This window comes from Streptomyces sp. TLI_105 (genome assembly GCF_900105415.1).
Classification (GTDB): domain Bacteria; phylum Actinomycetota; class Actinomycetes; order Streptomycetales; family Streptomycetaceae; genus Streptomyces.
This window is the reverse complement of sequence record NZ_FNSM01000001.1, coordinates 7,235,971-7,250,815: the sequence shown is the minus strand read 5'-3', so window position 1 is coordinate 7,250,815 and position 14,845 is coordinate 7,235,971. Positions and strand designations below refer to the sequence as shown.

The following is a 14,845-nucleotide window of genomic DNA, read 5'->3' as shown; positions in this document are numbered from 1 at the left end:
GTGAAGTAGGCGAGGCCGCCCACGATGGTCACCACGCACGCCACGAACAGGGTCTTCACATCATGCCCCCTTCAGTACACAGCTGTACGGCGTGTCGCCCGGTTCGGGCGCGCATCCGGCGGCGGTGACCCGCCACCCCTCGTCGAACTGCGAGAGGAACAGCGTGTCGCCGTTGAGGCGGAGCAGCGCCTGCCTGCCGTGGACGTCCACGCTCCGCACTCCCCCGCCACGCGGCAGGTCCTGCGAGGCCAGGGCCTGCGCGCAGGGCTTCTTCTCCCCCTCTTCGAGCTGATCGCGGCTCTCGGGAGCGAGCAGCTCGCAGGCCACCCGGAAGTTCCCGGACCCGAGGGACTCCTCGAAGAACCGGCCCGTCCGGGTCGCCCCGTCCTGGCGTGCCTGCGACGCGCCGCAGCCGGACAGGGCGACCACGGCCGCCACCGCTCCGAGGAGCAGCGGCACGCGCCGGAGCTGGGGGGCCCGCCGGAGCGGAGGCACCCGTCGGAGCGGGGGGACGCGCGGGGGCGGAGGAACTCGCAGGAACAGGGAGGCTCTCACCCTTCCAGCCTTGCGCCGCGGGCGGCCTCGGCAAGTGCCGGAGGCCGAACGGGTGAACGCCCCGTCCGGGCCGCCGCGGACGACGACGTGCGTGCGCCGGTGGACCACGGGAGGATGGAGACGGAGAGGGGTGCCGCCATGAGCGAGTTCGACATCTGGAACTACCGCCCGAGCACGGGGTACCGGCAGGGCGTCGACCTCGTCGGCTACAAGGTCGAGGCCACGGACGGCGCCATCGGGAAGATCGACAAGCACTCCGAGGACGTCGGCTCGTCCTACCTGGTCGTCGACGTCGGGATCTGGATCTTCGGCAGACGGGTGCTGCTCCCGGCCGGGACGATCGAGCTGATCGACACCGCCGAGAAGAAGGTGTACGTGGACCGCACGAAGGAGCAGATCGAGGCGGCCCCCGACTTCGACGAGGCGAAGCACGGCGGCGAACCCGACTATCTGGAGCAGTTCACCCGGTACTACGGCCAGCCGCACATGTGAGGACGGCCGGCCGGAGCCGCGCGGGGCCCGACCGGGTGCCGCCGCACCCGGCCGTGAGGGACCGGACGTGCGTGCGTCACCGTCCGCCGGACGAGTCCTCCCCCTGCTCCCCCGGCCCGTCGCGGCCAGGGCCCACCACGCCCTTCGTCCGGCGGTCGCGCCAGGCCGGGGCGAGGGCCGTGAGCATCAGGACGGCGGTGAGCGCGAACGCCCACGGGTAGCCGGTCCGGCCCGCGAGGAACCCGAAGCCGACGGCCCCGACGCCCATGCCCGCGTCGAAGGCGAAGTTCCACAGGGCGCTGACCGTTCCGTAACCCGAGGCGGGGGCACGCGCGTACATCAGCGTCAGGGTGCTGTTCTGGGTGACGCCGAAGCCGACCCCGAACAGGGCCACGCCGATGACGACGGCGACCGGACTGTGGGTGAGGGAGGTGAGCAGCGTTCCCACGGCCGCGACGACGAGGCCGGGGACGAGGAGCGCGGCCGGCCCGTGTCGGTCGCCGTGCCGGCCGGCGACCCAGCGGGCCCCGGTCGCCGCCGCGGTCTGGGCGAACAGGGCCGTGGCGACGACGCCCCCGGAGGCCGACGGCACGGCGAGGGGGAGGAAGGTGACGAGGATCCCGGCGGCGAGCGCGGTGACGGAGAAGACGAGGACAGGTCGTGACAGCGCGGGCGTACGGAACCCCGCCGTCACCCCGATCGGCCGCTCCGGGCCCCGGTCCGGATCGCGGTCCGGATCGCGGTCCGGATCGCGGTCCGGCAGGCCCGGAACCGAGGCGACGGCGGCCAGCGCGGCCACGGCCCCGGCGGCGAACACCGGCCCGTACCCCACGTGCGCCACCAGCCACACCCCGAGCGGGAGCGCCACCAGCGAGGGGACCCCGGTCACGATGCCGACGAGCGCCAGCCCCTCCCCACGGCGCTCGGCCGGGATGAGCGAGGCCGTCAGGGCGCCGCCCGCGACGACCGCGAACGCGAAGCCCAGCCCGCGCAGGAGGCAGACCGCCGTGATCCAGACCGCGCCGCCGGAAGCGGTGAGCGCGAACGCGGGCGCGCCGAGGAGGAGGAGTCCCGCCACCAGGACGAGGCGGTAGCCGAAGCGGGCGACGAGCCGGGGAGTGGCCAGCTCGCCCCCGACCGTGGCCAGCATCAGCGCGCCCGTGGTGAGACCGGCGGCGTTTCCGCGGCCCCCTCCGGTCGCCTCGGCGTAGAGGGGGACGACCGACAGGAGCAGATAGAAGCTCGTCGAGGCGCCGATGATCGAGACGAAGCGCAGCAGCAGGGGCCGCGTCACCAGGGGCGGCCGCGAACCGGCGCCTTCCGCTTGGGAGTTGAGCATCTTGGTCACCCAGGTGACGCTAGGGGGCCGGGCGGGTCCTCAGTAAGATCCGATTCCATGCCTCTGGAGTGGTCCGGTCTCTCGCCCGAGCTGCTGTTGGTCGTCGACCGGGACAGCGGCGAGCCGCTGCGGACCCAGCTGGAACTCCGGCTGCGGGACGCCGTCCGGACCGGGCGGCTGCGGGTGGGCGAACGACTGCCGTCCTCCCGTGAACTCGCCCGGATGCTCGGGGTCTCACGCGGTCTCGTGCAGGAGTGCTACGCCCAACTCCAGGCCGAGGGGTACCTCGTGACCCGCGTCGGCTCCGCCACCCGGGTCGCCACCGGCGCGGCGCCGCCGGCGGCGGCCGCATCGGCGCCGTCGGCCCCCTCTCGCCTCCTGGCCGACTTCACCTGGGGCGTCCCGGACCTGAGCGGATTCCCCCTCGCGGACTGGCTGTGGGCCACCCGCGAGGCGGCACGCGCCATGCCGAAGTCGGCGCTGGGGTACGGGGATCCGCGCGGCAGCGCGGAGCTCCGCGAGGTCCTCGCCGGATATCTGCGGCGGGTGCGCGCCGCCGCGGCGGATCCGGAACGGATCGTGGTCTGCACCGGCTACGCGCAGGGCCTCGGCCTGGCCCTGCGCGCCCTGGCCGGGGCGGGTGTCCGCACGGTGGCGTACGAGGACCCCGGTTCACCGGCCACGGTCTCCTCGGCCGCGTCCTGGGCGGGCATGTCGGCGGTCCCCGTACCGGTCGACGAGCTCGGCATCGACGTGCGGGCCCTCGCCGCGACCGACGCCCGCGCCGTCGTCGTGACCCCCGCGCACCAGTGGCCCACCGGTGTCGCCCTGGCACCCGAGCGCCGGCTCGCGCTGATCGAGTGGGCCAGGAGCCGGGACGCGGTGATCGTCGAGGACGACTACGACGCCGAATTCCGTTACGACCGCGGGCCGGTGGGCGCCCTGCAGGGGCTGGCCGCGGACCGTGTGATCTCCCTGGGCACCGTGAGCAAGTCCCTCGCGCCGGCGCTGCGCATCGGATGGATGCTGTGTCCGGCCGCGCTCACCGGGGCGATCGTCGAGCAGAAGCAGCTGAGCGACCGCGGGTCGCCCACGCTCGATCAGCTCGCCCTCGCGACGCTGATCGAGTCCGGTCGCTTCGACCGGCACCTGCGGCGGATGCGGGCGACCTACGCGGCACGGCGCTCGGCCCTGGTGGCCGCCCTCGCCGAGCACGCCCCCGAGGTCGGGGTGACCGGCCTCGCGGCGGGCTTCCACGCGGTCGCCCGGCTCGCCGGGCCGACCGACGAGCAGGCCCTCGTCGCCGCCGCCCGTGCCCGGTCCGTCGGCCTCTACGGCATGAGCGCCTGCCGCGCCTCGCACGCGCCGGGTCCGGTGCGGCTGGTCCTGGGCTTCGGCAACGTGGGCGAGCGTGCCATCACCGCAGGTCTCGCGGCTGTCGGCGACCTCCTCGGCGGCCGGTAGCGCGCGCCTCGGACCGGTTCGAAAAAAAACTTCGGCGGGAGGCGAATCCTCTCGGGACCTCCCCGTCTCTTATGTGTGCACCGGCCGAACGGGCCGGAGGAACACGGAGGGAACAGTAACCATGTGGACTGCCATCATCGTGGTCGGTGTCGTGCTCGTGGGTGCGTGCAGCTGGCACCTGATGCGACGCTTCAACAAGAGCCGCACCTGACCAGCGCCTGTGCACGGGGCGCCTTCCGGTATGAGTAGCACATGAACCAACGCTTCTCCTGGCCTGACGAGCGGCTGATCAAGGCCGCTCAGGACGGCGACGTCACGTCGCTCACCACCGTCGTCATGGAATCGCAGCCGCATGTGCGCAAGTTCGCCATATCCCTGTGCGCCTCGCCGCAGGACGCGGAGGACGCGGCACAAGAGGCGCTGATCATCCTCTACCGGAAGATCGGCACCTTGCGGGCCACCGGCGCGCTTGCCTCGTGGATGTTCCGGATCGTCCGCAACGAATGCCTCCGGCAGGTGAGGCTGCTCATCGCCATGCGCGACGAGCCCTCGGCCGAGCCGGAGGCATGCGCGGAGCCGTCCGCCGAGGAGGCCGTGCTGTACAGGCTGGAGGTGGAGCGGATCGCGGCCGCGGTCAGCGCCCTTCCCCGTGAGCAGCGGCAGGTCCTGATCATGCGGGATGTGCAGGGCCTGCCGGGCAGGACCGTCGCCCACACGCTCGGCCTGAGCACCGCCGCGATGAAGTCACGGCTGCACAGAGCACGCGCGGCACTGCGTCACGCGCTGGAAGCGACCGACCAGGCACCAGATCAAGCCATCGACCGACCAGTCGAAGGAGACTCACGCCCATGAACACCGTGAACATCGTGAAGCCCCCCGAGGGCACGAAGTCCCCGGTCATCGCACCGTCCGCGGTCACCGCACCGTCCGCGGCGCCGAACTTCGCCAGCAAGTCCGTCCCGCGCCACCTGGCGCGCGGCGTCATCGGCTTCGGGCTCATCATCGGCTCGATCGCGATGGTGCCCGTCGCCGGCCCGGCCACCCTGCTGGCGGCCCCGCTGGCCCTCATCGCCTTCCGCGGCTGCCCCACCTGCTGGATGGTCGGCCTGGCGCAGACCATCTCGCGGGGCCGTCTGGAGCGCCAGTGCGTGGACGGCGTCTGCACGCTCACCAAGGCCGACCCGGCGGCGAAGGCCAAGTAGGGTCCGCGGCTTCCGGCCTCCTGCCCCGGTCCGGCGTCCACCCTCCTGCCGGAGGTGGTGTCACCGGGTCGGGAGGCTTCAGCCATGCGTCAAAATGGCGTGAAACGACCCCCCGAAAAGCCCCCTCAAAGCGCTCCTTTGATTACCCATCACATTCGTTTTGCATACAACTCCCCTGCCCTGGCCATTGGTTTACGGAGCGCCGCCTCGGTGCTAGGGTCCAAAACGAGATTGAGACTGGCAGGGCCGCCGAGTCGGCAACGCCGTTGATCGTGCTTCACGGGGGGAGCAGAACACCATGATCCGCCATGCCCAGATTGAGGCGGCAGCACCACAAACCGAGACGGGAAACCTGACGTCCGATCAGATGGACGACCGGACCGTCGCCGTCGTCGGGCTTTCCTGCCGTTTTCCCGGCGGGGCGAACCCCGCAGAATTCTGGAATCTGCTCAGGAATGGCCGTGATGCCATAGCGGAGCCGCCCGCGGATCGCGCGCACCTCGGCGTCCTGGACGACGGCTCGTCGCGCCCCGGTGGTTTTCTGCCCGGCGTCGACGCCTTCGATGCCGAGTTCTTCGGCATATCCCCGCGCGAAGCCGCCGCGATGGACCCGCAGCAGCGACTGATGCTCGAGCTCGCCTGGGAGGCGCTGGAGGACGCCCGCATCGTCCCGGCCGCGCTCGCCTCCACCGCCACCGGCGTCTTCGTCGGCGCGATCGCCGACGACTACACGACCCTCACCCACGCGGCCGGCCCCGAAGCCACCTCCGCGCACACGGTGACCGGCTTACACCGGGGCATCATCGCCAACCGGGTCTCCTACGTCCTCGGGCTCCAGGGACCGAGCATGGTGGTCGACAGCGCACAGTCGTCGTCGCTGGTCGCGGTGCACCTGGCCTGCGAGAGCCTGCGCCGCGGCGAGTCCGTGACGGCGCTGGCCGGCGGCGTCAACCTCAACCTCGCACCGGAGAGCACCCAGGCCCTGGCGGCCTTCGGCAGCCTCTCGCCCGACGGGCGATGTCACAGCCTCGACGCCCGGGCGAACGGCTACGTCCGGGGTGAGGGCGGCGGCGTGGTGGTTCTGAAGCTCCTCAGCCGGGCCATCGCCGACGGGGACCGCATCCACTGCCTGCTGCACGGCGGGGCCGTCGGCAGCGACGGCGCGAGCGACACCCTTCCCACTCCCGACGGAAAAGCCCAGGAGCGCGTCATACGTGACGCCTGGGAAAACTCCGGTATACCGCTGGGAAAAGCGCAGTACGTCGAAATACACGGCTCGGGCACCCGGGTCGGCGATCCCGTGGAAGCGTCTGCTCTGGGCGCCGTATTCGCCTCGTCCCGCACTCCGGATAACCCGCTTCTCCTCGGATCCGTCAAGACGAACATCGGCCATCTCGAAGGCGCCGCGGGCATAGCGGGACTCGTCAAGACGATTCTCTGCCTCGAAGAGCGGGAACTTGTTCCCACTCTCAACTATCACACTCCCAATCCGCAGATCCCCTTCGAGGAGTTACGGATCGCCGCCGCCACCGAAACCGGTCCGTGGCCGAATCCCGACGGGCCGCTCTTCGCAGGCGTGACATCGGTCGGAATGGGTGGTACGAACTGCCACCTGGTCCTCGGAGAATGGCGGGGAGACACCTCCCCGACCGTCGAGAACAAGCCGGAGGAGACCCCGGAGGAGACAAAGGCGTCGGACGCGTCCGATGCCGTCGCATGGGTGATTTCCGGCCGCGGCGACAAGGCACTGCGCGCCCAGGCCGCCCGACTCCGCGAGCACCTCGCCGAACGTCCGGATCTCGACGTCGCCGAGGTCGCCCGGGCCCTAGCCCACGATCGCACCGCCTTCACCCACCGCGCCGTGCTGACCGGCTCCGACCGCGACGAGCTGCTGACCGCCCTGGAGGCGGTCGCCGACTCCCGGGGCACCCAGGCCACGGTCGAGGGCAGCAGCCACCGGACCGTCCGCGAGGCGGTCTTCGTCTTCCCCGGGCAGGGCTCGCAGTGGGCCGGCATGGCCGCGGAACTCCTCGACAGCTCCCCCGTGTTCGCCCGCGTCGTCGAGGACTGCGAGCGTGCGCTGCGCCCGTACCGCGACTGGTCGCTGACCGATGTGCTGCGCGGACGCCCCGGCGCGCCCGCCCTCGACCGCGACGACGTCGTGCAGCCCGCGCTGTGGGCCGTGATGGTCGGACTCGCCGCGCTGTGGCGGGCGGCGGGTGTCGAACCCGCCGCGGTCGTCGGCCACTCGCAGGGCGAGATCGCCGCCGCCACCGTCAGCGGCGCCCTCACCCTGGACGACGCCGCCCGGCTGATCGCCGTACGCAGCACCGCCCTCGGCGCGCTCGCCGGGCGCGGCGGCGGCATGCTCACCGTGGCGCTGCCCGCCGACCGGATCCGCGACGACCTGGCCGGATTCCCTCGTCTCAGCGTGGCCGCCGTCAACTCGCCCGGCATGACCGTGGTGGCCGGTGACGGGGACGACCTGGACGCCCTGGCCGCGCGGTACGGCGAGGACGTGCGCACCCGGCGCGTCCCGGTCGCCTACGCCTCGCACAGTCCGCACGTCGACGCCGTGCGCGACACGCTGCCGGCCGAGCTGGCCGGGATCGCGCCGCGCGCCGGGAGCGTGCCGCTGCACTCCACCGTGACCGGCACCGCCCTCGACGGCTCCGAGCTGGACGTCGACTACTGGTACCGCAACCTGCGCGAGCCGGTGCGGTTCGAGCCCGTCGTGCGGGCGCTCCTGGACGCCGGGCACGAGCTGTTCATCGAGATGAGCCCGCATCCCGTCCTGGCGCTCGCCGTCCAGCAGACCGCGGAGGCCGCCGACCTGCCGGTCGCCGCGCTCGGCACCCTGCGCCGCGGGGAGGGCGGACGGCGGCGACTGCTGCTCGCGTTCGGCGAGGCGTTCTGCCACGGCGCGGAGGTGGACTGGTCCGCCGTCCTGCCCGCCGGCACCACGCGCGCCGAGCTGCCGACGTACGCCTTCCAGCGCCGCCGTCACTGGATCTCCGGGCGGCCCCACGCCGCCCGGACCCTGACGCCGGCGCTGCGGCCCGAGGTGCTCCCGGAGGACACCGCGGACGCCCCCGAGGCCGAGCCGAACCGCTCGCTGACCGGCCCGGCCGCCCTGGAGCTGGTGCGGGCGCACACCGCCGCCGTGCTCGGCTACGACTCCGTCGCCGAGGTCGAGCCCCGGCGGACCTTCAAGGAGCTGGGCATCGACTCGGCGATGGTCGTCGAGCTGCGCAACCGGCTCGTCACCGCCACCGGGCGCAAGCTTCCCACCACCGTCGTGTACGACCACCCCAGCCCCGCCGCGCTCGCCGTCCTGCTCGCCGACGCGCCGCAAGAGGCCGTGACGGCGCCCGAGGCCCGTACCGACGAGGACGACCCCGTCGTGATCGTCGGCATCGGCTGCCGCTTCCCGGGCGGGGTGGACTCGCCCGAGGCGCTGTGGCGGGTCGTCGCCGAGCGGCGCGACGTCATCTCGGGCTTCCCGGCCGACCGGGGCTGGGACCTCGACGGCCTCTACCACCCCGACCCCGCGCACGTGGGCACCACCTACGTCCGCAACGGCGGATTCCTCGAAGGCGCCGCGGAGTTCGACGCCGAACTGTTCGGGATCTCGCCGCGCGAGGCGCTGGCGATGGACCCGCAGCAGCGTGCCTACCTGGAGGTGTGCTGGGAGGCCCTGGAGCGGGCCGGCATCGCCCCCGACTCCCTGCGCGGCACCCAGACGGGCGTGTTCGCCGGTGTCATGGCCCAGGAGTACGGTCCGCGGCTCGGCGAGGCGGGTGCGGGTGCCGCCGGTTTCGGTCTGACGGGGACGACGTCGAGCGTGGCGTCGGGCCGCGTCGCCTACACGCTCGGTCTGCAGGGTCCGGCCCTGACGGTGGACACGGCGTGCTCGTCCTCGCTGGTCGCCCTGCACCTCGCCGTCCGCGCCATCCGGTCGGGCGAGTGCTCGCTCGCCCTCGCCGGCGGTGTGACGGTCATGTCGACGCCCGGCATCTTCGTCGAGTTCTCGCGTCAGCGGGGTCTCGCGGCGGACGGCCGCTGCAAGTCGTTCTCGGCGGACGCGGACGGCACCGCCTGGGCCGAGGGCGTCGGCGTCCTCGTCGTCGAGCGGCTCTCGGACGCCCGCCGGCTGGGCCACAACGTCCTTGCGGTGGTGGCCGGTTCGGCCGTCAACCAGGACGGCGCCTCCAACGGCCTCACCGCACCCAGCGGCCCCGCCCAGGAGCGCGTCATCCGCGCCGCCCTACAGGACGCCGGCGTCACCTTCTCCGGCGTCGACGCGGTCGAGGCGCACGGCACGGGCACGGTCCTCGGCGACCCCATCGAGGCGCAGGCCCTCCTCGCCACGTACGGCAGCGAGCGCGACGGTCAGCCGCTGATGCTCGGGTCCCTGAAGTCCAACCTGGGACACGCCCAGGCCGCCGCCGGTGTCGGCGGGATCATCAAGATGGTCATGGCCCTGCGCCACGGCGAACTGCCCGCCTCCCTCAACGTCGGCACGCCCAGCAAGCTCGTCGACTGGGCCGCCGGCGGCGTCGAGGTCCTCACCGAACCGCGCCCCTGGCCCGCCGAAGAGGGCAGGATCCGGCGCGCCGGCGTCTCCTCCTTCGGCATCAGCGGCACCAACGCCCACGTCATCCTGGCGGAAGCCCCCGCCGAGCCCCTCACGCCCCAGGCCGACTCCGGGGACGACGGCGACAACCCGCTGTGGGTGCTGTCCGGGCGTACCGAACCGGCGCTGCGCGCCCAGGCCACCGCGCTCGTCGACGCCCTCGACGACCTCGACGGGGTGTCCGACCGCGACCTCGGCCGCGCCCTGGCCACGACCCGCACCGCCCTCGACCACCGCGCGGCCGTCACCGCCGAGGACCACGAGGAGGCCGTCGCGGCACTGGCCGCCCTCGGCCGCGGCGAACCGCACTCCGCGCTGGCCGTCGGCACGGCACGCACCGACGACGGTCTCGCCTACCTCTTCACCGGGCAGGGCAGCCAGCGCGTCGGCATGGGACGCGAGCTGTACGAGTCCGAGCCGGTCTTCGCCACCGCCCTCGACACGGTGTGCGCCGAACTCGACGCCTGCCGCGCCGCCGTGCCGGGCACGCCGCCGATCCGCGACGTGATGTTCCACGACGCCGAGGCGCTCGACCGCACCGAGAACACCCAGTGCGCCCTCTTCGCCCTGCAGGTCGCGCTGTTCCGGCTCCTGGAGCACCGGGGCCTGACCCCCGACGCCGTGCTCGGCCACTCCATCGGCGAGTTCGCCGCCGCCCACGTCGCCGGGATCCTCACCCTGCCCGACGCCTGTGCCCTGGTCACGGCGCGCGGCCGGCTCATGCAGGCCCTGCCGTCCGGTGGCGCCATGACGGCCGTCCAGGCCTCGCAGGACGAGGTCGCCACGCTCCTCGAAGGCCGCGAGCACGAGGTGAGCATCGCCGCAGTCAACGGCCCCCTGGCCGTCGTCGTCTCCGGCGACGTCGAGGCCGTCGAAGAGGTCGCCGCCACGTTCGCCGCCGCCGGCCGCAAGACGCGCCGGCTCGTCGTCAGCCACGCCTTCCACTCCCACCGCATGGACGGGATGCTCGACGCGTTCGCCGCCGTCACCTCGACGGTGCGGTACGCGGAGCCGCGCGTACCGATGGTGTCCACGGTCACCGGCGGGCCCGTCGAGGTCACCGCCGACTACTGGGTGCGGCAGGTGCGCCGGGAAGTACGGATGTCCGACGGCCTCGCCGCGCTCCACGGGCTCGGGATGCGGACCTTCCTCGAACTCGGCCCCGACGGCGTGCTGTCGGCCCTGGGACAGGACTGCCTGGACGACTCGGCCCTTGCGTTCGTGCCGCTGCTGCGCCGCGGCCGGTCCGAGCGCCGCACCCTGGCGTCCGCGCTCGGCGCCCTGCACGTCCGCGGCAGGAGCCCGGACTGGCAGGCCGTGTTCGGCCCGGGGCGGACGCCCGCCCTGCCCACGTACGCCTTCCAGCGGGAGCGCTACTGGCTGACCGCCCACGGCACCGAAGGACCGGCCGGGCACCCGCTGCTCGGCCCCGCCGTCGAGCTCGCCGAATCCGGGCAGACCGTCCTGACCGCCCGGCTCGGCCGCCGTACCCACCCCTGGCTCGCCGACCACGCCGTCCTCGGCTCGGTCCTGCTGCCCGGCACCGCCTTCCTCGAACTCGTCGCCCGCGCGGGCGCGGAGACCGGGGCGCCCCGGGTCGCCGAGCTCACCCTCGTCGCCCCCCTGGTGATCCCCGACGAGGGCCGCACCGAGGTGCAGGTCGTCGTGGCCGCGCCCGGCGAGGACGGGCAGCGGACGGTGACCGTGCACGCCCGCACCGAGACGCCGGACGGCGCCGTCGAGCCGTGGGCCCTGCACGCCACCGGCGCGCTCGCCCCGCACGACGGAGCCTCCGCGCCCGCCGCGGCCCGGCCCGCCGGCGAGGGCGAACCGCTGCCCGTCGACGGCTGCTACGACGAACTGGCCGCCTCCGGATACGCCTACGGCCCGGTCTTCCGGGGCCTGCGCGCCGCGTGGCGGCACGGCGCCGACCTGGTCGCCGAGGTCGCCCTGCCGGCCTCCGTCACCGACGCCGCCTCCTACGGGCTGCACCCGGCGCTGCTCGACGCCGCCCTGCACCCGATCGTGACGACCGCGCTCGACGACGGCGGCCGCCGTCTGCTGCCCTTCTCCTGGCGCGGCGTGACCGTCCACCAGCCCGGCGTCCGTGCCGGCCGCGTACTGATCCACGGCACCGGACCGGACGCCGTGTCCCTGACCCTGCTCGACGAGTCCCACGCGGTCGTCGCCGAGGTCGAGGAGCTCGTCCTGCGCCCGGTGAGCGAGGACGTGGCCGTCCCGCGCTCGCTCCACCGCCTGGACTGGAAGCCGGCCACCACGGAGGGCGAGGCGTCCCCGTCGGTCACCGCGGAGCGGGAGGCGTCCCCGTCGGCCGCCGCGCTCGGCCCCGTCGACCTGGGCGTCGGCCCCCGGTACGCCGACCTCGCCGCCCTGGGCGAGGCCCTCGACGCGGGGCTTCCGGCCCCCGAGGTGGTCCTCGCACCGCTCGCGGAGCTCGAAGAGCACGCGGACGGCACCGGGCCCGCCGTGCACCGCGCGCTCGCCCTGCTCCAGGCGTGGCTGGCCGACGACCGGCTCGCCGACTCCCGCCTGGTGCTCGTCACCCGGGCGGCCGTGGCCACGGCGCCGGACGCCGACGCGGACCCCGACCTCGCGGCCGTATGGGGTCTGGCCCGCTCGGCGCAGACCGAGAACCCCGGACGGGTCGGACTCCTGGACGTGGAGACGGCGGAGGACTGCCGCACGGCACTGCCGCTGCTCGGCGCCGAGCCCCAACTCGCCGTACGGGACGGGGCCCTGCTCGTGCCCCGGATCGGTCCGGCGACGGCCGGCGGCGCCCTGGTCCCCCCGGCCGGCACGGCCGCCTGGCGGATGGTGGTGCGCGAGCGCGGGACCCTGGACCACCTGGCCCTCGAACCCTTCCCGGAGGCCCTGGCCCCGCTGGGCGACGGCGAGGTCCGCATCTCCGTGCGCGCCGCCGGCGTCAACTTCCGCGACGTCCTGGGCACGCTGGGCCTCTACCCCGGCGATCCCGGTCCGCTCGGTCTCGAAGGAGCCGGTGTGGTCACCGAGGTCGGGCCCGGCGTCACCGGTCTCGCCGTCGGCGACCGGGTCATGGGCCTGCTCTCCGGGGCGTTCGGTCCGACGGCCGTCGCCGACCACCGGCTGGTCGCCGTCATGCCCGCCGCCTGGACGTACGCCCAGGCGGCGTCCGCGCCCATCGTGTTCCTCACCGCCTACCACGCCCTGGTCGACCTCGCCGGTCTGACCTCGGGCGAGCGCGTCCTGATCCACGCCGCCGCGGGCGGCGTCGGCATGGCCGCCGTCCAGCTGGCCCGGCACCTGGGTGCCGAGGTCTACGGCACGGCGGGCCCCGGCAAGTGGGACGCCCTGCGCGACCTGGGCCTGGAAGGGGCGCACCTGGCGTCGTCCCGCACCCTGGACTTCGAGACCGCGTTCGGCGCGGCCACCGAGGGCCTCGGCGTGGACGTCGTACTGAACTCCCTCGCCGGCGAGTTCGTGGACGCGTCCCTGCGGCTGCTGCCGCGCGGCGGCCGCTTCGTGGAGATGGGCAAGACCGATCTGCGCGACCCGGCACTGATCGCGGCCGGGCACCCCGGGGTGGACTACCGCTTCTTCGACCTGCTCCAGGAGCCGGCCGAGCGGATCGGCGAGATGCTCACGGCTGTCATGGGCCTGCTGTCGTCGGGGGCCCTGACGCCGCTGCCGGTGAGCACCTGGGACGTCCGCCGGGCACCGGAGGCCTTCCGGTACGTCAGCCAGGCACGCCACGTCGGCAAGGTCGTCCTCACCCTGCCCGCCGCCCTCGACCCGGAGGGTACGGTCCTGGTCACCGGTGCCACCGGTGCCCTCGGCGGACTGGTCGCGCGGCACCTGGTCACCGAGCACGGCGCCCGCCGTCTGCTCCTGGTCAGCCGTCGCGGCGCCGACGCACCCGGTGCGGAGGAACTGGCCGCCGAGATCGGCGCGTCGGGTGCGGAGGTCGTCCTCGCGGCCTGTGACACCGCCGACCGCGACGCGCTCGCGAAGCTGCTGACCGGCGTGCGGCTCACCGCCGTCGTCCATGCCGCAGGAGTGCTCGACGACGGCGTGATCACGGCGCTCACCCCCGAGCGCCTCGACACCGTGCTCGCCGCCAAGGCCACCGCGGCCCGGCACCTGCACGAGCTGACCGCCGACCAGGACCTCGCGGCCTTCGTCCTCTTCTCCTCCGTCATGGGCGTCATCGGCGGCGCCGGCCAGGGCAACTACGCCGCGGCCAACGCCTACCTGGACGCCCTGGCCCAGCACCGCGCGGCGCGGGGGCTCCCGGCGCTGTCCCTGGCCTGGGGCATGTGGGCGGACACCGCGGGAAGGCCGGGCGCCGCCGGAATGGCCGGCACCCTGTCCGAGGCCGACCGGGTACGGATCGCCCGGACCGGCCTCGCGCCCATCGACCGGGCCGAGGGCCTGGCCCTGCTCGACGCGGCACTGCGCGTGGACTCCCCCGCGCTCGTTCCCGCACCGATCGACCGGTCCGCGCTCGGCGCCCTCGGCGACCGACTGCCCGCCGTGCTGCGGGACCTGGCCCCGGCCGCCCCGCGACCGGCACAGGCCTCGCCGGCCGCGGCCGCGCCCCGGGCGACCGGGACCCTGCGCGACCGGCTCGCCGCGCTGAGCCCGGCCGAGCGGGAGGAGCTGCTCCTCGACCTCGTCCGGGTGCAGACCGCCGCCGTGCTCGGCCGGTCCTCCGCCGCCGGCATCCCCGCCGACCGGCCCTTCAAGGACATGGGCTGCGACTCGCTCACCCTCGTGGAGCTCCGCAACAGGCTGCAGACCGCCGCCGGTCTGCGGCTGCCCGCCACCCTCCTCTTCAACTGCCCGACCCCGCTGGCGGTCGTGGCCCACCTCCGCACCGAACTCGTCCCGGCCGAAGCGGAATCCGCCGTGGACTCCGCCGGCTCGACGTCCACCCCCGGCCTGGCCGAACTCGACCGGCTGGAGGCGGCGCTCGTCGAGCTGCCGGACGACACCCAGGACGACGTCCGGGCCGAGATCGCCCAGCGGCTCCAGGCGCTGGCGGCCCGGATCCCCGCCCAGCGGACCCAGCCCGACGAGGACGACCTGTCCGCCCGGGTCCAGTCGGCCTCGGTCGACGAACTCCTCGCGTTCATCGACTCCGAACTCTGATCCCGC

Annotated in this window: 7 protein-coding genes; 5 read left to right on the top strand and 2 right to left on the bottom strand. The window is 74.1% G+C overall.

Translation table 11 applies throughout. From position 1 onward, the window contains the following. Positions 1 to 60: 60 nt before the first annotated feature. Positions 61 to 459 (bottom strand): hypothetical protein, encoded by a 399-nt coding sequence (locus BLW86_RS33115; RefSeq protein WP_256341495.1) that lies wholly within the window; start codon positions 457 to 459, stop codon positions 61 to 63. 234 nt (positions 460 to 693) lie between these two features. Between BLW86_RS33115 and BLW86_RS33110 the strand changes: the two genes are divergently transcribed. Then, positions 694 to 1,047, top strand: a complete 354-nt coding sequence (locus BLW86_RS33110; protein ID WP_093878999.1) for a PRC-barrel domain-containing protein — start codon at positions 694 to 696, stop codon at positions 1,045 to 1,047. Between the two features lie 76 nt (positions 1,048 to 1,123). On the opposite strand, the gene BLW86_RS33105 is transcribed toward BLW86_RS33110, so the two are convergent. Beyond that, positions 1,124 to 2,386: an MFS transporter gene (locus BLW86_RS33105; protein ID WP_093878998.1), complete on the bottom strand. Its 1,263-nt coding sequence runs from the start codon at positions 2,384 to 2,386 to the stop codon at positions 1,124 to 1,126. Positions 2,387 to 2,443: 57 nt separating this feature from the next. Between BLW86_RS33105 and BLW86_RS33100 the strand changes: the two genes are divergently transcribed. The 4 genes from BLW86_RS33100 to BLW86_RS43425 all read left to right on the top strand — a co-directional run bounded on the left by BLW86_RS33100 (position 2,444) and on the right by BLW86_RS43425 (position 14,839). Further along, positions 2,444 to 3,850 (top strand): MocR-like pyridoxine biosynthesis transcription factor PdxR, encoded by a 1,407-nt coding sequence (locus BLW86_RS33100; RefSeq protein ID WP_093877429.1) that lies wholly within the window; start codon positions 2,444 to 2,446, stop codon positions 3,848 to 3,850. A gap of 252 nt (positions 3,851 to 4,102) precedes the next feature. Next, positions 4,103 to 4,702 (top strand): RNA polymerase sigma factor, encoded by a 600-nt coding sequence (locus tag BLW86_RS33095; protein ID WP_093877428.1) that lies wholly within the window; start codon positions 4,103 to 4,105, stop codon positions 4,700 to 4,702. After that, positions 4,699 to 5,052 carry a hypothetical protein gene (locus BLW86_RS33090; RefSeq protein WP_093877427.1) on the top strand — a complete coding sequence of 118 codons (354 nt, stop codon included), beginning with the start codon at positions 4,699 to 4,701 and terminating at the stop codon, positions 5,050 to 5,052. The genes BLW86_RS33095 and BLW86_RS33090 overlap by 4 nt, the downstream gene beginning before the upstream one ends. A gap of 367 nt (positions 5,053 to 5,419) precedes the next feature. Continuing rightward, positions 5,420 to 14,839 (top strand): type I polyketide synthase, encoded by a 9,420-nt coding sequence (locus BLW86_RS43425; protein WP_093877426.1) that lies wholly within the window; start codon positions 5,420 to 5,422, stop codon positions 14,837 to 14,839. Positions 14,840 to 14,845: the final 6 nt, after the last annotated feature.

Excerpts from the sequence above, each read along its gene's own strand:
- BLW86_RS33110 (WP_093878999.1), top strand. The coding sequence starts at position 694 with ATGAGCGAGTTCGACATCTGGAACTACCGCCCGAGCACGGGGTACCGG.
- BLW86_RS43425 (WP_093877426.1), top strand. The coding sequence starts at position 5,420 with ATGGACGACCGGACCGTCGCCGTCGTCGGGCTTTCCTGCCGTTTTCCC.
- BLW86_RS33100 (WP_093877429.1), top strand. The coding sequence starts at position 2,444 with ATGCCTCTGGAGTGGTCCGGTCTCTCGCCCGAGCTGCTGTTGGTCGTC.
- BLW86_RS33095 (WP_093877428.1), top strand. The coding sequence starts at position 4,103 with ATGAACCAACGCTTCTCCTGGCCTGACGAGCGGCTGATCAAGGCCGCT.
- BLW86_RS33090 (WP_093877427.1), top strand. The coding sequence starts at position 4,699 with ATGAACACCGTGAACATCGTGAAGCCCCCCGAGGGCACGAAGTCCCCG.
- BLW86_RS33105 (WP_093878998.1), bottom strand. The coding sequence starts at position 2,386 with ATGCTCAACTCCCAAGCGGAAGGCGCCGGTTCGCGGCCGCCCCTGGTG.